The organism is Microbulbifer maximicatervae (SeqCode) (assembly GCF_052467615.1).
In genome coordinates this window covers 1,863,252-1,881,334 of record NZ_CP174319.1, presented here as the reverse complement: position 1 = coordinate 1,881,334, position 18,083 = coordinate 1,863,252, and the positions used below count along the sequence as shown (strand labels likewise).

General features: G+C 50.1%; 15 protein-coding genes and 2 tRNA genes. 8 read left to right on the top strand and 9 right to left on the bottom strand.

Translation table 11 applies throughout. From position 1 onward, the window contains the following. The first annotated feature begins 22 nt into the window (after positions 1-22). The 7 genes from ACJJIM_RS08500 to ACJJIM_RS08470 all read left to right on the top strand — a co-directional run bounded on the left by ACJJIM_RS08500 (position 23) and on the right by ACJJIM_RS08470 (position 6,536). Positions 23-256: a hypothetical protein gene (locus ACJJIM_RS08500; protein ID WP_282932693.1), complete on the top strand. Its 234-nt coding sequence runs from the start codon at positions 23-25 to the stop codon at positions 254-256. A gap of 85 nt (positions 257-341) precedes the next feature. After that, positions 342-2,249: a S8 family serine peptidase gene (locus ACJJIM_RS08495; RefSeq protein ID WP_444912983.1), complete on the top strand. Its 1,908-nt coding sequence runs from the start codon at positions 342-344 to the stop codon at positions 2,247-2,249. A gap of 397 nt (positions 2,250-2,646) precedes the next feature. Further along, entirely contained in the window at positions 2,647-3,873 is a 1,227-nt protein-coding gene (locus tag ACJJIM_RS08490; RefSeq protein ID WP_444912982.1) for a hypothetical protein, read from the top strand. Between the two features lie 471 nt (positions 3,874-4,344). After that, a tRNA-Cys gene (locus tag ACJJIM_RS08485) sits at positions 4,345-4,418 on the top strand. A 90-nt stretch (positions 4,419-4,508) separates the two neighbouring features. Further along, positions 4,509-4,595 (top strand) — tRNA-Leu (locus ACJJIM_RS08480). Between the two features lie 697 nt (positions 4,596-5,292). After that, positions 5,293-5,610 carry a hypothetical protein gene (locus ACJJIM_RS08475; protein WP_444912981.1) on the top strand — a complete coding sequence of 106 codons (318 nt, stop codon included), beginning with the start codon at positions 5,293-5,295 and terminating at the stop codon, positions 5,608-5,610. A 461-nt stretch (positions 5,611-6,071) separates the two neighbouring features. After that, entirely contained in the window at positions 6,072-6,536 is a 465-nt protein-coding gene (locus tag ACJJIM_RS08470; protein ID WP_444912980.1) for a RidA family protein, read from the top strand. 160 nt (positions 6,537-6,696) lie between these two features. Here ACJJIM_RS08470 and ACJJIM_RS08465 read toward each other — a convergent pair whose 3' ends face one another. Then, positions 6,697-7,392 (bottom strand): YopT-type cysteine protease domain-containing protein, encoded by a 696-nt coding sequence (locus tag ACJJIM_RS08465; RefSeq protein ID WP_444905356.1) that lies wholly within the window; start codon positions 7,390-7,392, stop codon positions 6,697-6,699. Between the two features lie 383 nt (positions 7,393-7,775). Then, a complete protein-coding gene (locus tag ACJJIM_RS08460; RefSeq protein WP_444905357.1) occupies positions 7,776-8,942 on the bottom strand; it encodes a dipeptidase in 1,167 nt (388 codons plus the stop codon). 79 nt (positions 8,943-9,021) lie between these two features. Between ACJJIM_RS08460 and ACJJIM_RS08455 the strand changes: the two genes are divergently transcribed. Next, positions 9,022-9,630 carry an LEA type 2 family protein gene (locus ACJJIM_RS08455; protein WP_444912979.1) on the top strand — a complete coding sequence of 203 codons (609 nt, stop codon included), beginning with the start codon at positions 9,022-9,024 and terminating at the stop codon, positions 9,628-9,630. Between the two features lie 30 nt (positions 9,631-9,660). On the opposite strand, the gene ACJJIM_RS08450 is transcribed toward ACJJIM_RS08455, so the two are convergent. The 7 genes from ACJJIM_RS08450 to lpxK form a co-directional block, all read right to left on the bottom strand. Next, complete coding sequence (locus tag ACJJIM_RS08450; protein WP_444912978.1) at positions 9,661-11,370, bottom strand: sulfatase-like hydrolase/transferase; 1,710 nt, start codon at positions 11,368-11,370, stop codon at positions 9,661-9,663. Positions 11,371-11,528: 158 nt separating this feature from the next. Beyond that, positions 11,529-12,092, bottom strand: a complete 564-nt coding sequence (gene pgsA, locus ACJJIM_RS08445; protein ID WP_413665675.1) for a CDP-diacylglycerol--glycerol-3-phosphate 3-phosphatidyltransferase — start codon at positions 12,090-12,092, stop codon at positions 11,529-11,531. Positions 12,093-12,193: 101 nt separating this feature from the next. Continuing rightward, positions 12,194-14,008 (bottom strand): excinuclease ABC subunit UvrC, encoded by a 1,815-nt coding sequence (uvrC, locus tag ACJJIM_RS08440; RefSeq protein ID WP_444912977.1) that lies wholly within the window; start codon positions 14,006-14,008, stop codon positions 12,194-12,196. Between the two features lie 44 nt (positions 14,009-14,052). After that, entirely contained in the window at positions 14,053-14,706 is a 654-nt protein-coding gene (locus ACJJIM_RS08435) for a response regulator (RefSeq protein ID WP_413665673.1), read from the bottom strand. Between the two features lie 550 nt (positions 14,707-15,256). Then, a complete protein-coding gene (gene murB, locus ACJJIM_RS08430; protein WP_444912976.1) occupies positions 15,257-16,273 on the bottom strand; it encodes a UDP-N-acetylmuramate dehydrogenase in 1,017 nt (338 codons plus the stop codon). An 11-nt stretch (positions 16,274-16,284) separates the two neighbouring features. After that, positions 16,285-17,052: a 3-deoxy-manno-octulosonate cytidylyltransferase gene (gene kdsB / locus ACJJIM_RS08425; protein ID WP_444905363.1), complete on the bottom strand. Its 768-nt coding sequence runs from the start codon at positions 17,050-17,052 to the stop codon at positions 16,285-16,287. Next, positions 17,042-18,076 carry a tetraacyldisaccharide 4'-kinase gene (gene lpxK / locus ACJJIM_RS08420; RefSeq protein ID WP_444912975.1) on the bottom strand — a complete coding sequence of 345 codons (1,035 nt, stop codon included), beginning with the start codon at positions 18,074-18,076 and terminating at the stop codon, positions 17,042-17,044. The genes kdsB and lpxK overlap by 11 nt, the downstream gene beginning before the upstream one ends. Positions 18,077-18,083: the final 7 nt, after the last annotated feature.

Genomic DNA, 18,083 nt, shown 5'->3' with positions numbered 1-18,083 from the left:
GCGCAGTCACAATGAGAAGAAAATGAAGAAGTTTGAGCAATATGTAGCCGTACCCAATCGTAAGGTATCAGCTAGCACTCTGGAGCTAGAGGAGCTGGTGAAGGAAGCTTCAAATTGCCCCGATGTTAAGGACGTTACTTTGCGCAAAAGCAACGTCACCCTTGTGGCTACACCCGATGCCGTCGACGACCTAAGAAAGAAATTGAGAGGCAAAGTAATTATTGATCCGGATCAACCTGTCCACCCTCTCAACTGAAACTGAAACCCACTCGATTCACCACTTTCAGACGTTTCACACGCGTACTAAATCAGTACCGCACTGAAAGCGAAGGAACATGAACATGACTGAATCCCGACAAGAAAAGGCCGCAGGAGAACCTTCGGTCGAGGTTGCAGAGAAAGTCGAGCTACTTATTTCACCCCGCCGCAGCCTGATGGCTAAATCCATTGGCGTGCAGCCATTGAGCTCGGGCTCAATGCACCATGTGATTTCCACTATTGCCAGGCAGGCAGGTTGTGAGGTGCTTCGTGAAATACGCCCCGGCAGAAAACTAAAAACGCTGTCTTCCGCCGATGAGGCCACCAATATTTACAAAGTCCGTATGGATGTGGATGCTGCTGCGGCACTTTACCAGACCACTCCACCAAACGTCGCCGTTGAACTGGACTCACTTCTCTCTTACGGGCAAGCGAGTTATTCACCGACCTTTTCCGCAGTTTTTGCACAGCAACCCGGACTATTGCGCGAATACCATGTCCAGGCTCAGCAGGTGCACTTCCGCGTTATCGGCGCAAAAGGTGAGCCCATACGCGACGCTCAAATAATTGTTGAAAGCGCGGGCTTTCCCCAGGAGGGGGTCACTAACAATAAAGGGGAAGTTGCGCTCAGTATTTTTGCGCAAAGCGGCGGCGCTCAAGTGAAATCACTTCTGATCCGTCCCGCCAAAGATTTCTGGAACAAATATATTCGCAGCCCTTCCCTGTCGCTCACCGGTGTGAACCTGGTGAAACTCCAACCCCTAAGCGAAGCCATACCTAACTTCCCCAATGATGCTTCCTATGGCTGGGGTCAAAAGTACATGGGCCTGGACCAGCTACCCGATGAATACACAGGCAAAGGTATCAAAATCGCAATCATCGATTCCGGTGCGGACAATAAGCACCCGATACTGAGCCATTTAAAGAATGGTATCGATGTCACCAATAATTACGATACCAATAGCTGGGTAGAAGATATCGTCGGCCATGGAACCCACTGTGCGGGAATTATTACAGGCCAACCCTCTGGCTCCGAGGCAATACGCGGATTTGCTCCTGAGGCCGAAATCTATGTATTCAAAGTTTTCCCCGGCGGGCAATTTAGTAGCTTGATTGATGCGCTCTCACATTGCATAGAGCTCGGCGTTGATGTGGTAAATATGAGCCTGGGCAGCTCTGATTCATCAGAGGCTGTTGAGCAGCAAATCGAGGAAGCGGTCCAACATGGTATCGCCTGTATAGTTGCCGCAGGCAACAATGGCGGGGCAGTCCAGTATCCAGCCAGATCCCCAAATGCTATGGCTGTAGGCGCTCTTGGAATGCTCAATGAATTCCCCAAAGATTCCTGGGAAGCGCAAACAGTAATACCCTCAACAGCATCAGCCGACGGTCTGTTTGTTCCTAGGTTTAGCGCTTTCGGCCAGGAAATTTCTGTTGCCGCACCTGGTGTGGGTATCGTTTCGTCTGTGCCTGACAAAGGCTTCGATGTTCAGTCAGGTACATCAATGGCCGCGCCGCATATTACCGGTTTGGCAGCACTACTACTTGCCCACCATCCATTATTTAAAGGTGCGCTCCGGCAGAAAGATGTATCCAGAGTGACCGCCTTATTCCAACTGATCCAATCCTTGGCCGCACCAATGCCCCTCGGGGCAGAGAGAGTTGGCGCAGGTGTTCCCAAGCTTTTCGGTATCAACTCCGCTTTTGAGTCCGCTAAAGAGCAAGCAAGGGCCGCGGGTACTCATGCCGCAACCGCGCAAGGCCCCTCCCCAGCCACTCCATACTCTGGATTTACCATGAGTCCGTTACAGGGCTACCCCCCTCAAGCTACACCCAGTTGGCAGGGGCAGTTTGTGCCGGGAGGCTATTACCCTTCCGAAATAGCCGCGGTTAACCCCCAGCAACCAATGGTAAGCAGTTTTCCAGATGGATTTGCCCTGAGCGCCTACGGTATGCAGTTCGTTGATCCCCGTGCAATCAGATATTGGTAGCTCTGTCGCCATCATTAGTTAGACTGCAAAAGACTCTTCAAGACCGCAGCTATGCTGCGGTCTTGTTCTTCGTAGCGCTCAATTCCCACTTAGTCAGCATGCCTGCCCACTAACCCAGCCCTCTCAAAAGATGTTTGTGACGGGCCACCCATATCTATCTTCTTGTTTACTTATACGGGAGATGCTCATTAATATGTGCCGTTATATGATAACGACTTTGTAAGTGTATTCTTTTTAAATGGTACATATCTGAAACCAATCCAATGAAACCTGACGGCACAAAACTGTCACCTCATAACTGGCTAGCTTGTGACCAGTTTGCTTGAAGGTGACACAAGGGCACCTGTAGGCTTAGATACTGTCGAAACGACTAATTGTTGGATTTCCCGCTGAAGAAATGATGCTTAAACGATTACTAACACTGCCGCTATTACTCGCCACTCTATCCCCTGCTGTTCAGGCTTATGAGATTCTTTACAGTGCAGAGATCTCACCCAACTCCAAGCTGGCTGAGGTGGAAATGGCGCTCAGCGGTGATGATATGCCAAGTAAGCTCGTTCTAAACTTGCGCTCTGGCCGCTATCAGGACCTGGAAAGTGACACCCCACTAAAGATCGAGGGCGACAAAGCAACCTGGCAACCCGAAGGGAAGAACCCCGTCCTCAAGTACCGCTTTGTCATAAATAACCAGCGCAGCAACGGTGGCTACGACTCACGGATCACCAAAGACTGGGCAATTCTCCGCAGCGATAAATTGATTCCACCGGTATCGGCAACCAGCCGTGGCCGCTCTACCGCCCGCCTTAAGCTGGAACTTCCTGACCAATGGTATTCGGCCCTACCCTACCCTGAGATCGAAGATAACCTATACGAGTTATCTGACCCCAAGCGTAAGTTTGTAAGACCCAAGGGCTGGATGATTGTAGGGAAAATTGGCAGTCGGCAGGATATGATTGCCGGCACTGAAACCCGTGTTGCAGGCCCTAAAAATGAGAACATTCGGCGGCAAGACATCCTGGCCTTCCTAAATTGGAACCTGCCAGAGCTCAATAAAATCTTCCCCCTCTTCCCTGATCATCTATTGATCGTAACCGCTGACGACCCCATGTGGCGCGGTGGACTGTCGGGGACACGCTCTCTATATATGCATGCTGATCGACCATTGATCAGCGGCAACCGCACCAGCAGCATGATCCACGAGCTAGTTCATGTGGGCACTGGAATTCACGGCGACGATGAGAGCGATTGGATTGTAGAGGGACTGGCTGAGTTTTACTCCCTGGAGATTTTAAGGCGAACTGGTGGCATCAGTGAAACCCGCTATCAGGAGGCAATGGATAAACTGATTAAATGGGGTAAGAAGGCTCCCTCACTATTAGTCGAACGCTCGTCCGGCCCCATTACCGCCCGTGCGGCCGGGGTAATGCAGCAACTGGATAAAGAGATTCGCGAGGCCAGCAATGGCAAGGCAAGTATTGATGACGTCGCACGAGAACTGGCTCGAACACGCGGTGAAGTGACTCTGGAAAGGTTTAGATCCCTGTCTGAGAAAGCAGCCGGTAGACCCGTGGATGCATTAGCCACAGAAAACCTGACAGACCGGACAAAAGGCTCCAGTAAATAGCAGACAAAAAAAAGCCCTGACGACGGGGGGGGAGAGCGTCAGGGCCAAGACCATTAGGAGTGAAACTTGGAGGATTTCATCCTTGCTTCCGGGTGGCAGCCATGTGAGCCACCCTACCAGCATTACTAAACACGTTGGGGGAGATGTGTTAGCCAGATAAAGACAGTATCGAACACAGGTCACAGATTGCCAGCACACCTGAAGATTAATTTAGAACAAATGGAAATAGGTTCTTGAGCACCAGCGCTAAAAGTTATTACAGCCCTCCCCCACCATCAGAAGGTAACTTTTCCTACTTTTTTTCACTTGTTTGCAACATTGATGAAAACAATGCTTGACTAATCCTCTAGAGTCCCTAAAATGGCGCCCACTTACACAGCGAAACGCACGTAAGTATAAGAAAACGCTAGGATTTTTCAGATTTATCAGATAGAATTCGCAGCGTTCTTTTCCGCCAAAGGCGGATAAAAAGGCTAGGTGGCAGAGTGGTCATGCAGCGGACTGCAACTCCGTGTACGCCGGTTCGATTCCGACCCTAGCCTCCATTTTCCTCTTCATTGCAGTATCCTGTTGAATGCAATGAAAGTGAGAATGAAGGGCAACTATTAAACATCGCCCTCTCTCGCAAAGGATCTGCCCGGGTGGTGGAATTGGTAGACACAGGAGACTTAAAATCTCCCGGCTTCACGGCCGTGCCGGTTCAAGTCCGGCCCCGGGCACCACTAGATCCTTATAGTTTCACAGTTATAAACCTTACGATATAGGCTTTTTGAGCCGGCACCCCCTCCCTTTATAAATACGAACCTCAGCAGTTAATATTTTTGTTGGCTGGGCAGAGTTCTATAAGTTACCGGCTCCCAACTTTCCCTGTCCGGATTAAGAAACACATTTAGAGAGCGCCCCGCCACCCATCAAAGATTTTCCAGCCGGGCTACCGATCCACGACAACTAACACGACATCGCCATTTACGACCGGGATTTTTCTCACCGCAGGAAGCCAAATATCACCTGTACCTGGGAAAGTAAGATGAAAAGCATTTATTACACTGTGGTTACACTTACCGTTTTCTCGGCAGTCTAGCGAATTTAATACAGGCGCTTAGCCTATATGAGGAGCCCGATTCGAACTAAAGGACGCAGCCGTCGACCAAGGCCACACCAAGAAGGTATTCGTTAATATTGATTGCCGCTCTACCCCACCGCCACTTCAGCTGGCGGCAATCAAACCCATAACGCTTTCACCTGTTTTCAATCTAGAATAACCCTTGAAGACTACAGGGAAAGCGGCAAGCAGATTTACCGGACATCCGAGAAATATCAATCCCGGCAAATAAAACCACTTGAGTTACTACACTCATTGGACATCCGCGGGACTAGATAGACCTGCCTCCAGAACCAGAAATGAAATAGCTTGCACGGATGAGAATAAAAAAAACCGGCTTGGGGGCCGGTTCAAGAAAGGATGGTTGCTGCATAAAAACCAAAGCAGCTACGAATATATTACCCGTCAAATCAAAATACTGTCAATACATACAGCTGTATATAAGAACAGTTTACGGTGATTTATACGCCAATTTAAGGGGCGGGCTTGGGGCATTTAGCATCGAGCTTTACCACTCTTTTGGTGACGGGCTGGGGAGGGCTATCACATTTCAGAACCCAGACACTGTAGTGGGGACAAAATTCTGGCAAACCTATATTTCCTTAAATGAAATGTGTGAACTGGTTTCAATTTAAAGAAATCGGCCCACTCAATACAGCGCTAAAATCTGATTTGTTTAAGGAGGAAAGAGTGCACTTGCATAGCAGCGCTCCGGACTCAGGTATCCCGGAACGCTATTGTTTAACGAGCCAGTATTGTAAAGTGCGAAACTCAGGTAAGCAGTGGAGTGGAGCTACTCTGAGTACAAGAGAGCTTTCGTATCTATCGCCACCTTCAAGGCATACAACTTATATACAGATCTCGCGTAGATTCATCACCTAATATGCACATATGCCCTTTAATGTCTTTGTTCAATTAGCTTGATTTAGCAGGTTATACTTCACCAAAGAGAAAGCGGCTACTCATAAGTTGCAATACACAGTTATCCCAGGAAGCATTTCAAGCTTTGCGTGGTACCCACCAAGGGTAAAAAATGGTCAATCGCAAGATGCAGTGAACCGTGTTTTTATGCATAACTTACAAAAAAGAGATTCCCATGAAGATAAAGACATCACCCATAGAAACGTTAATTTTCGCAATTCTCGCTATTTCACTTTCCAATGCCAGTTATGCAAAGGACGCTGAACAGGTTGAATTTCTGAACCCAACAGGATCAGCCTCAAAGCTACCGTTTTCAGAGGCTGTAAAAGTTGGCAACCAGCTATTTCTTTCTGGCCAAATAGGGCTTTCACCGGAGACTAAGCGGTTAGCCCAAGGGGGATTCGCTGCGGAGACCAAACAGACTCTAGACAACATAAAGCAAACTCTAGAGCGCTACGACTACGAAATGAAAGATGTTGTTAAATGCACGGTCATTTTAACAGATATCAAAAATTTCCCTGAATTCAACAACATCTACCAGAAAGCTTTTGCCTCCCCCTACCCTGCAAGGACTACTTTTGCAGTGGAGTCCCTAGCGCTGGACGCCCAAATTGAAATTGAGTGCATCGCTGCCAAGTAGTCAATATTAAAACTGGGAGTGCCAGACTAATCCCCCTAATTGACTCATTAGGACTTTTACTGCGGTCTAAATTCTCTAGTATACGCTTGCACTTAAACTCAAGGCACAGGGTCGCCTAAGCGACCCTGTGATACCTAGACAATAAAACAACCCCGCTAACTTATCTAAAAGTTGAAATCATCCAGCTTCCACCAGCAGTGCCCATCGCCAGGTATATCAAAGCCAGCTGATGTAATTCGGCCTTAAAGCGGTTGTATCCGTTAAATACAAAGGAACCAAAATTGGGGTCAAAAAGTCTCCAGGTATTACCATTCTGTACTTGAATTGCAATTGCATGGCCGCTGTTGGGGCCCAGGAATCCTATCAATGCAAAGCCTTGATTAAGGCGGGCCATCCCCTGCCGTATCCATCGCAAAAATGTGGAGAAAGGCTCAAATGGATTCAACTGATGCCCACGGGCGATACAGTGCTCGGTATACCCATCTGTCCGACAAATCGTCCTTAACCCTGACGATATACCCATCACATTTCCCTGGATCTGCTGCTGCGCGGAAATTGCCCTTTGCATTGTATAGATAGGCTGCCCAAAGGTGGTGGTCGACCCGCCAACAGCCCTTAAAAACATACCTGGAGTTGCTCTGTTGAGGGCGTTTCCAATTCCCGTATTATGGTAACGCTGTTGCAGTCCTGCCTGGAGGTGCATATTTATATGACCGCCGGGTTGCAAGCCGAGCCTCACCCACATGTAGGATAATGCGTAACAAACTCCGCGCCTGACGTCATTGTGGACACCGGGTTGGATGTAATTTGCCTGATCCAATAGAAATTCTGTTTCTGTTAGTTTCGGATTGAACATGGAGGTCTCCCTATTCTTTAGAGATAGTGGACTTTTGCCTATCCGCGGTATCGCGGCCCATGTTTTATTTTTCTCACCTACAGTTTTATCTCTATCAATTTTCTTGTGGCTTTTTTAGCTTTAAGTCATTTTAAAAAGTAAACCGGAAATTGATTACACTTAATTTCAATTGGCTTTTCAGGACGTTAAGGTCAAAATATGATATAAATTTCCAGTTTAAATTGCGTTTGGATAAGTGCAGAAAGTAAATTTATTTTAATCATATGCGAGCAAGTATTGCGCTGGTAATAACAAACTCATTAGAACAGTGAGCTATCAAATACCAGCGCTAATATATCTGTTGAGAAGGCTGCGGAATCTAAATTCAACCTTCCTATATGATATTAACTGGGAAGTTGAGTAAGGAAGAAATCTCTCAGGTTCTCACCCATTACTTTTCGGATCTCTTCTTCAGTAAACCCTTGCCGAAGCATTTCTGCGGTAAGCACGCCCAGTTCACTTACGTCAAATGCAACCTTTACACTGCCGTCATAATCTGACCCCAATGCGACATGATCCACGCCCAGTGTATCAATGGCATAACGAATGGATTTAACAATGCTCTTGGGGCTTGTATCGCAGACAGCACCAGGCCAGAAACCAATTCCAACCAAGCCTCCTTTACCCGCTATCTCCTTCATTAGCTCGTCACTGATATTCCGGCGTGAGTTACACGCCCCTTGAAGCCCGGTATGGGAAACAATCACTGGGCGCTCGGCAATATCCAAAACTTCGCGGACGACCTGCTCGGAGGAGTGGGCGACGTCAATCACAATAGAGCGCCTTTCCATCTCCTGCACTGCTTCCCGGCCAAATGCGCTCAAACCCTGCCCGCTTTCTCCATGCAGGGAGCCACCCAGCTCATTGTCAAAAAAGTGTTGCAACCCCATCACCCGGAATCCAGCATCGTATAGGTGGCCGATGTTTTCGATCTTCCCTTCCAAAGGATGGGCACCTTCAGTGCCAAGGAGTGCAGCCAAAACCTCTTCGCCCTGCTTCCTTGCTGCAAGCACCTGTTGTAAATCTGCCGCACTTTTGACGATACGTATTTGGTCAGGCGCAGATTGCTGTAGCGCATTAACACGCTCTGCATGATAGAGCGCCCGTTCATACAAGCTGCCCCACGCCTTTACTGGCCACGCCTGAGCAATGGCCAATAAGGTTATATTATCGCCAGCTTTGCTGGAATTCTTTTGATAGTTCTGCCCCCGGGGAGACTTGGTAACTGATGTGAAGACCTGGATACCCAGGTTACCTTCTCGCGCCCGGGGAAGGTCCAGATGACCATAGTCGGCTCGCTTCCTCAAATCCCTGGCCCACAGGAAACTATCTGCGTGGAGATCACCTACCAATAGACTTTGGTGTAGTGCTTTAGCCTCAGGTGACAGCGCTGCAATTTTGCCAGGCTCTACTTTGTTCATCGACTTTTCAATAGCCGGAAGCAAAAGCCATTTCCAGCTGGCGAACAATATCACCACCATTGTTGTCAGAAGAATGAACCACTTGCTCACCTATTGTCTCCATTAGTAGAAATCCATGGGAAAGTTTGCACAGAGGCAACAACCTTCTTCGATCCATCAGGATCGCAGAATGAAGCAATTCGAGGGGCTGCTCAATAAGCAAGCAAGAGAAATAAAACTGTGGTGGTCGTGGAATAAGCGCTGGGACACCAACCTCGTATTTATCAGAAGAGAGAAAAATGAAGGACAAGCAGTGATCAAACTTTTACAACTGAACTTACTCGTATTATTCGCTCTATTCATGGGTGGTTGCGCCGCTTTATCGCCCAATTTTCAGCAGCCCGAGGTTGAGATTATTGGGCTGGAGCCGCTTCCTCCTGCCGTCGGCAGCGATCTACGCTTCAGAATCCATTTGCGCATTTTCAACCCTAACAACCAAGAGCTACCCCTCTCCGGGATCTACTACAAGCTCAGTCTTGCCGGCCACAAAGTGATGACAGGAACCTCAAACAACTTATTGCCCATTGCCCCCTATGGCCAGGATGACATCTCGGTAGACGCAACTGCGAGCTGGATGGGGTCTCTATTCGCCGCCGCTGAATTAGCGAATAGAGGGCAGCAATCGGTACCCTATGAACTTCAGGCAAAAATTGGCCTGAGCAGGTCCATTATGCCTTCCATTACAGTGCAGCGAAGTGGCGAAGTTCGACTAAATCAGAATCTGGGCCTCCACCACTAGTCCAAGCCTACTCACTGTGGAGTTAGCGTTTTAATCTCCCCAGTCGCCGACCTTGTCGGCACCGGGGATCTGATACTCGAGATAGTCTTCAACAGTGAATGGCATCTCACTGATGACTGCGCGCACGCGTTCACCAATAGCCTGTGTCTCAGGGCGCGCATTGGCCAGCCCGGTATAGGGTATGCCTTTGCCGCTGGCTACGTCTGGATATTTACGTTTGAACAAGCGGTGGCGAGCCACCATATGATTGAACTGTCCCTGGGTGTAAATTAACGGCACCAACTGCGGGGACTCCTCCCGGGGGTCCATATATAAATCGTAATAAGCCTCCGGCATCCCCGACCCTGCCACCTCCCCCGCTCCCAGCCAATGCCTCTTATATCGCCCCTTTACTGTTGCCCCCAATTCCTTACCCGTATAAATAAATACATAATCCCGGCGGCCATGAGTATCGCCGTTTAGGAACAGAGCGGTCTGGTCGAGGCCGTCAACGACGCGATCCGTGGGAATAGCATCAGTTGCTCCACCCAAGCGAGCGAAAGTCGTATACAGGTCAGTGATATGAATAATATCTCCTGCCGTTTGTCCCGCTTCGATAGTTCCTGGCCACCAGGCAAAAGCAGGTACGCGAACGCCGCCCTCAGTAAAATCCCCTTTGCCACCCCGATACAACATGGGCAGCATTCCCCACCCCGCCGGCGGACTGTGGACCATAGGGCCGTTATCCGCCATTGCAACGAACAAGGTATTTTCAGCGAGCCCTAAGCTTTTCAATTCTTGCATCAGCACCCCGACAAAGTTATCCATCGCCGGGAAAGCATCAGCAACCATCAGCCCGGCTACCGAGCGCTTGGGGTTGTACATCGCCATGAAATTAAGGAGATTGGGCCAGTAGGCAACGAAAAACGGTTTCTTCTGCTCTGCACTGCGACGAATAAAGGCCAGCGTTCTCTGTTCTGCTTCTGGATCAAACTTAGCGAAGCACTCGTTGGATGTTCCGCACCATTCCCGCCCGGATTGTCCCTTTTTCCCTTCAATATTCATTACCCAGCCAGCGGGAATCAGACCAGGGCTGTCCAACTGGTAGGGATCAGGTGGATAGATTTCGGGGAACATTCCCAGCACCGCATTCGCCACATTTGCCTGGGGGTTAAACAGGGAGGTAATCTGGTTCATCGGAGTGAACAACGCCTCATCGAACCCCTGATTGTGTAAATAACTCTCCTCGATATCTCCAAGGTGCCCCTTGCCGAAAAAGCCTGTCGTATAACCCGCTTGCGAAAGTACCTCGGCAATAGTGACTTCTTCTGCGCGTAGACCGGAAAACTCATGAGGCATACCCACTTCACCCATGCCATAGCGCACCGGTAGCCGTCCGGTGAGCGCAGCAGCGCGGGTTGGTGTGCATGAGGGCTCAGAGTACATGCGGGTGAAGTTGATACCCTCTGAAGCCATCTGGTTTAGATTTGGCGTTGAGTAGCCAAAGTTCTTTTGTAACGCAGGAAAGCCAACAGCTCCAAATGCAGTGTCATCCCACAGCAGAAATACGATATTCGGTGGCTGTCCATATTTCTGCCGCAACTGCTGTAAGCGTTGCTCAAGCTCCGCATCCTCTTGATCCCAACGTTCGCCGTTTTGTATCTTGAGAATATAAAACTCGGCATCGTGTACAACTTGCCCCTCGACATTGAGAGTGATGCAAAGCAGCCAGATCATAATCAGGTGGCTTTTGACGGACATGAGCTTCCTATAGATCGCAGAAAAGTATCTAACAATTTAGAGGAGCGCAGGGGTTTGGAAGAGGAAGAGCGAGTTTAAGCGGGGTAAAGAGCGCCTCGTTTTCCAGCAAATGCCAGAATCGAGGCGCCAGTTTCGTGAGAGAAGTAATTCCCCTCTATCTACTTATCCCGGCTGTCGGCCATAAGGGCCGGCCATGCGGCGCGCAAGTACATCACCATTGTCCACAAGGTGAGGCCGGCAGCGATATAGAGCAGCAGATATCCAATAGTTTCCATCACCGGAAACTCTCTAACATCGAAGGCAAGCAGAACAAGAATTGCTGCCATCTGTGCGGTGGTTTTGACTTTGCCTACATAGGAAACGGCAACACTGCTGCGCTGCCCCAGCTCAGCCATCCACTCCCGCAATCCAGAGACCGCGATCTCTCGACAGATAATCACCGCCGCAGCAATCGCAAACAGCGGATTGTCATGCAGTCCCACCAGCAAGACCAATGCAGTAGCCACCATTAGCTTATCGGCAACCGGGTCCAGAAAGGCACCTAGGGCAGTACTCTGATTTAATTTTCTGGCGAGATAGCCATCAAGCCAATCGGTAATTGCGGCAACTGCAAAAATTGCAGCAGAAGCAATGTAACTCCACTTGTACGGCAAATAGAAAACCAAAACAAAAAATGGGATCAAAGCAACACGTAACAGCGTCAGTTGATTGGCGATTGTCATACTTTTCTCTATTCTTGCGGAGGGCGTACGTTATCAAGCCATCGCGCAAAATGAAACGCTTTGGAAAAAACTGGCCATTTAATCGCCAGCTCAATCCTGTTCTACTCGTGGTGTAGTGCCGAGTATATATCCTGAGCCAATTTCCGGCTGATACCATCCACGCTGGCAATCTCCGTTACTGTTGCGCGCTTTAGCTCCTGCAAACCTCCGAAATGTCGCAGCAGCGCCCTGCGGCGAGTGGGCCCTACTCCTGCAATACCTTCTAAAGGAGACTCCCTGCGTTTTTTATCCCGTTTTGCCCGGTGGCCAGCGATAGCAAAGCGGTGCGCTTCGTCTCGCACCTGTTGAATTAAGTGCAGTGCTGATGAGTCGGCGGAGAGTACAAGCTCTTTGTTACTGGAAACCACATGTAATGTTTCAAAGCCCGCTTTTCGTGTAGTTCCTTTGGCAACACCAATAATTTGCACTCCGACGATGCCCAGCTCATTCAGAGCTTCAACCGCTTGTGTAACCTGGCCCTTCCCCCCGTCGATCAACAGGATATTCGGGAATTTGCCCTCGCCACCGGAAAGGCGCGTATAGCGCCGCTTTAGCGCCTGCCCCATTGCCGCATAATCATCGCCCGCCTGGATACCCTCAATATTGAATCGGCGATAATCCGACTTCACCGGGCCTCCGGTATCAAATACAACACAGGACGCAACCGTGGCCTCACCGGAAGAATGGCTGATGTCAAAGCACTCAAGCCTCTCCGGGAGCTGCTCCAGTTCTAATACTTCCTGGAGCTTCTCGAAACGGTTGTAGAGTTTTTGCTGGGCTGCAGTTCGACTAGTCAAATTCTGTTGCGCTGCCTGTTGCGCCATTTCAACCCAAGTGGCCCGCTTGCCACGCAACTTATGGGTGATACCGACATCGCGACCACACTGCTCGCTAAGAGCCTGCTGAATTGGTTCGAGATCCTGCAAGGCCTCTGACACTAAAATCTCACGGGGGATCTCTCGGGGACTGCCCAGGTAAAATTGCGGGACAAATGCGGAAAGTAGCTCTGGCGGTGTGAGTCCCAGGCGCTCACTGGGAAAATAACTGCGACTCCCCAGAATTCGCCCCTGCCTGACAAACAGAACATGTACGCAACAGCTTCCGCCCTCACTGGCTATCCCCAGCACATCCACATCGCCACTTGCACCCTCAGCTACCTGATCCGCTTGTAGACGACGCAGCGCGGAAATTTGGTCCCGCAGTCTCGCGGCTTTTTCAAATTCCAGCGCCCGGGATGCCTCATCCATTTGATCGGCCAACTCCTGGATAATGCTGTCACTTTTACCCGTGAGAAACATCTCTGCATGGCGAACATCCTGGCGATAGTCTTCGGGAGAAATAAAATCGACACAGGGAGCGGTGCAGCGCTCTATCTGATATTGAAGGCAGGGCCTTGAACGGTTGCGAAAAACACTGTCTTCACAAGAGCGGATTCGAAAAGTTTTTTGCAAAAAGTTCAGGCTGTCGCGAACCGACGATGCATTTGGAAAAGGTCCGAAGTATCGGCCTTTCTTGCGCTTGGCACCACGGTGGAATGCAATACGGGGAAAAGTGTCATTGCTAGAAAGAAAGATATAAGGGTACCCTTTATCATCCTTCAGCATCACATTGTATGGGGGCCGCTGGGACTTGATCAGGCTTTGTTCAAGCACCAGGGCTTCGGTTTCACTGCGCGTAACGGTGACTTCGATGTTGCCAATACGCTGCACCAGCGCCATGGTTTTTGTGGTTAGTCCGGAGCTCCGAAAGTAGCTCGACAAGCGATTGCGAAGGTTCTTGGCTTTCCCTACGTAGAGGATTTTATTTTCGGCGTCGAACATCTGGTAGACGCCGGGTTTGCGAGTTACTGTCGCGAGGAAACGCTTGCTGTCGAACATCTGGCAACCGGCCTCAATATTTTAAGAAATCAGCCACTTTTCAATTAAAGTGCAGCATCTGGGTCGAGAATCTGGTGTTTAACAGCGAGGATCGTCAACTCTACATCACTATTAATATCCAACTTCTCAAAAATCCTGTAGCGGTAGCTATTCACCGTTTTGGGGCTTACCGAGAGAGACTTTGCAATATCCGCAACCTTGGCGCCATTGACAATCATGTCTGCAGTCTGCAATTCCCTTTTAGATAATTTTTCAAACGGAGATTGCTGATCATCCTGGCCACTGACACTGCGCATCGCCATTTTGGTTGCCATGGAATTACTGATAAAAACACCACCTGAAATAACAGTCCGTATCGCTCGAACCATTTCTTCAAGGTCCGCGCCTTTAGTCACGTAACCCATTGCCCCAGCCTGCATCAAGCGGCCCGGGAATAAATCATCATCGAGTGCACTAACGGCAACAACCTTTGCCTCCGGGCACCGCTGCAGCAGCTTCCTGGTCGCTTCAAGGCCGCCCATACCTGGCATTTTTACATCCATCAGAATGACATCAACATTAGACCGGCGAACGAATTCCAGGGCCTCCTCGCCACAGTTTGCCTCTCCGGCGACTTCTATATCCTCAACATCACCCAGCATGCGCGAAATGCCCATTCGCACAAGATCGTGATCATCCACCACTAAGACTTTGATCAAGCTATCCCCAACTACGGATAAGTGCAGTGGCTACGCCGCGTATACATCCCCAACGCACGAGCTCTATAAACTGCGTTCTTCTTTTTAGCTCACGGTGAAACTACCCCGTGTAGGTCCCCCCGGAACCCAACCGCAACATACCAGACAAAAACGCTACTGCAAAGCAGAAGCACCGTTTCAAATGCTGCTGAACAGACATTTGACCACAGGATCTTGCTGCCTTTATAACATTTAATTATAGCGTAAAAACGTACCAATTAATTTTTCTGCGATCAAGATGAGCACTTCCGCAAAATTTGCGATAGAAGATTCATTTTATCGCAGAAAATATTTATGAAAGAAATCGGAATATGAGAAAATGTAAGAGGTTGAATTCGTTATAACAAAATAATCGTCAACAACTAGAACAATTCTCTACTGATATTCAGGCTGAAAACTGCCAACCCCACCCAATAATTTGCACTTTTCTATTGGGTACTTGCTAACTGCAATTCAGTGAAGAATAAAAGAAAGGATTGCCCGCACCCTCATGCAAACAATCTTGAATGGGTTAAGGGTAATAGCGCGGCTCAGGCTCCAGGGTAACACCAAACTTAGCCTGCACATCAGAAGCGATAGCGCGAGCCAATCTTGTCACTTCATCACCTCGGCCCCGGCCGGGATTAACCAAAACCAATGCCTGCTGGTGGTGAACACCAACCGCTTCTTGCCGCCTGCCCCGCCAACCAGCGCGATCAATTAGCCAGCCCGCCGCCAGCTTCCAACCTTCACCGCTGGCATAAGCTACTAAATCGGGATGTTCCAATTTTAGGTTTTGGTAAATGTCCGCATTCACCACAGGGTTTTTGAAGAAGCTCCCCGCGTTGGGAATTTGATCGGGGAGCGGCAATTTACTGTTGCGAATATCGATAACCGCAGCGGCAATTTGCGCGGGTGTTAAGGAGTCACAATCCCATCCTTGCTGGTCAATAAATTGCTGCAGTGCCGGGTAAGCTACCTTGGGCTGCCAATCTTGCGCAAGGTGAAGGTTAACCTGAGTAATAATAAATTGATCGCGCAACTGCCCTTTAAACACACTGTCCCGATAATCAAACTCACAGTCCGATGCGGAAAAGTTATGTAGTGCACCTGTAGAAATTTCCATGGCCTGCAAGCTGCAAAAACAGTCGCGCAACTCTACACCATAGGCGCCGATATTTTGGATTGGGGCTGCACCCACTTTACCTGGAATCAGCGCGAGGTTTTCCAAGCCTCCCATGCCCTGCTCGACAGTAGACATAACCAGCTGGTGCCACCCCTCCCCGGCCGCCGCCTCAATAGTACCGCCACGACCATTGGGAGTAATTGTTAGCCCTCGCAGCCCGACCTGAATGGCAAGCCCGGGAAAGTCTCCCGTCAATACGATATTGCTGCCCCCACCCAACGGCAGAATCGGCAAACGCTTCTGCTGCGCAAAACTCAAAGCCTCACGCAATTCATCCAAGGTTTCCACACGCGCAAAGTAAGCGGTGTTTGCTGAAATTGCGAGAGTATTGTGGGGCTGTAAATCGATATTGACTTCAATCATTAGGTTCTACATCAGGCCAGGGTTTCTCGCATACGCTGAAGATCCTGCTCAGTATCTACGCCACCGGGCACTTCTGCGCAAGCATCTGCTACGTGAATCTCTTGGTCGTGGTAAAGAAAACGCAGCTGCTCCAGAGCCTCGAACTTTTCTAGCGGGGCCATAGGCCAGGAGACAAACTGGCGCAATAGCGCAACACGGTAAGCATAGATACCAATATGGCGACGAGGTTCCAAGCCCCTTGGCAGTTCACTGCTATCCATCGCAAAGGCATCTCTGGGCCATGGGATTGGCGCTCGTGAAAAATACCTGGCCAACCCGGACTCAGTTGTCACTACCTTGACGATATTCGGGTTGCGAAAATCCTCCACTGAGGTGATGGGTTCCGCCAGGGTTGCAACGCCGGCTCGCTTGCTAGCCGCCAGGTTTTCAGCCACTTGATTTATCACCTCGGCGGGTATCAAGGGTTCATCGCCCTGCACATTGACCAAAATGCGGTCCTCGGCAAGGCCCAGGTTCTGAGCCACCTCCTGCAGTCGGTCAGTTCCCGAGGCATGCTCGGCAGATGTCATACACACCTCGGCGCCGAAGCCATGGGCCACCTCCGCTACACGCATATCATCGGTGGCGATAACCACCCTCTGGGCATCGCTCTCACGGGCACGCAAATAAACATGCTCCACCATCGGCTTGCCGCCGATATCAGCCAAGGGCTTGCCTGGCAGGCGGCTCGAGCCATAGCGTGCGGGAATAATGACGTCGAAAGAAGAGTTACTTTTCATTTTCACTAAATTGTTGCAAGTGCTTGTGTACTTTTTGATAAAAAAGGTCTGGCAACTTGGCCCGCACCTCGAGCGCCCACCAGTGACTCTCCCAGAAATCGCGACATTTCACCGCATCTTTCATGGTCATAATCACAGGGGTTTCCCCATCGAAATGCAGTTCCTGGGGGCTGAATTGATGATGATCGTCAAAAGGTTGCTCTGTCACCTCGAACCCTAGCGCTTGCAGTGACCGGAAAAACCGCTTGGGATTACCGATCGCCGCCACCCCGTGGCAAGGCCCCACCTCAGGCCCTGACGGCAGGCGCAATGTGGAGGTTTGATCGAGGTTAAACTGGTGCCAACAGGAAGGCTCGAGCGTCATTTCAAACTCTAAAAGCCCACCGCACTGATCCCTGACTTTGGCTTCTGGCTCTCCATTACTAACCAGCATGTCGACGCTTTGCAGGCGTGTCACCGGTTCCCTCAGAGGTCCTCTGGGCAGCATATGGCCATTGCCCAAACCGCGATGACCATCAACCACACAAATTTCATAGCTGCGCCACAAACTATAGTGCTGCAGCCCATCGTCAGACAAAATAACGTCGCACTGGTGATAGTCGATCAGGGCCTGCGCCGCCTCGGTGCGATTAGGGGAAACCATCACCGGCACACCAGTGATCAAGTGCAGCATCAGCGGCTCATCCCCGGATTCCAGGGGGTGGGATTGGGCAGTCACCTGGTAGGGATATTTTTCTGCGCGACCACCATAGCCACGGCTGATAATCCCCGGATTGCGACCCCGCTCCTTTAGCCAGCGAGCCAGCTCCGCCACCAATGGCGTTTTACCCGCACCGCCAACGGTGATGTTACCGATGACGATGACAGGAACTGATAAGGGCTCCGGTGGCGTGCGAGAACTCATTACCCGGCGCCGCTTGCTCACCCCCCCATAGAGTAATTCCAGCGGGGTGAGCAGGGAGAGCGAGCGACCTTCACCCTTTTCGGGGTACCAGCGCTTGTTAAACCAGTCTTCCAGTGACATCCAGGTG

Excerpts from the sequence above, each read along its gene's own strand:
- kdsB (WP_444905363.1), bottom strand. The coding sequence starts at position 17,052 with ATGAAAAGTAACTCTTCTTTCGACGTCATTATTCCCGCACGCTATGGC.
- ACJJIM_RS08475 (WP_444912981.1), top strand. The coding sequence starts at position 5,293 with ATGAGAATAAAAAAAACCGGCTTGGGGGCCGGTTCAAGAAAGGATGGT.
- uvrC (WP_444912977.1), bottom strand. The coding sequence starts at position 14,008 with ATGTTCGACAGCAAGCGTTTCCTCGCGACAGTAACTCGCAAACCCGGC.
- pgsA (WP_413665675.1), bottom strand. The coding sequence starts at position 12,092 with ATGACAATCGCCAATCAACTGACGCTGTTACGTGTTGCTTTGATCCCA.
- ACJJIM_RS08470 (WP_444912980.1), top strand. The coding sequence starts at position 6,072 with ATGAAGATAAAGACATCACCCATAGAAACGTTAATTTTCGCAATTCTC.
- ACJJIM_RS08490 (WP_444912982.1), top strand. The coding sequence starts at position 2,647 with ATGATGCTTAAACGATTACTAACACTGCCGCTATTACTCGCCACTCTA.
- murB (WP_444912976.1), bottom strand. The coding sequence starts at position 16,273 with ATGATTGAAGTCAATATCGATTTACAGCCCCACAATACTCTCGCAATT.
- ACJJIM_RS08495 (WP_444912983.1), top strand. The coding sequence starts at position 342 with ATGACTGAATCCCGACAAGAAAAGGCCGCAGGAGAACCTTCGGTCGAG.
- ACJJIM_RS08500 (WP_282932693.1), top strand. The coding sequence starts at position 23 with ATGAAGAAGTTTGAGCAATATGTAGCCGTACCCAATCGTAAGGTATCA.
- ACJJIM_RS08465 (WP_444905356.1), bottom strand. The coding sequence starts at position 7,392 with ATGTTCAATCCGAAACTAACAGAAACAGAATTTCTATTGGATCAGGCA.
- ACJJIM_RS08450 (WP_444912978.1), bottom strand. The coding sequence starts at position 11,370 with ATGTCCGTCAAAAGCCACCTGATTATGATCTGGCTGCTTTGCATCACT.
- ACJJIM_RS08455 (WP_444912979.1), top strand. The coding sequence starts at position 9,022 with ATGAAGCAATTCGAGGGGCTGCTCAATAAGCAAGCAAGAGAAATAAAA.
- lpxK (WP_444912975.1), bottom strand. The coding sequence starts at position 18,076 with ATGTCACTGGAAGACTGGTTTAACAAGCGCTGGTACCCCGAAAAGGGT.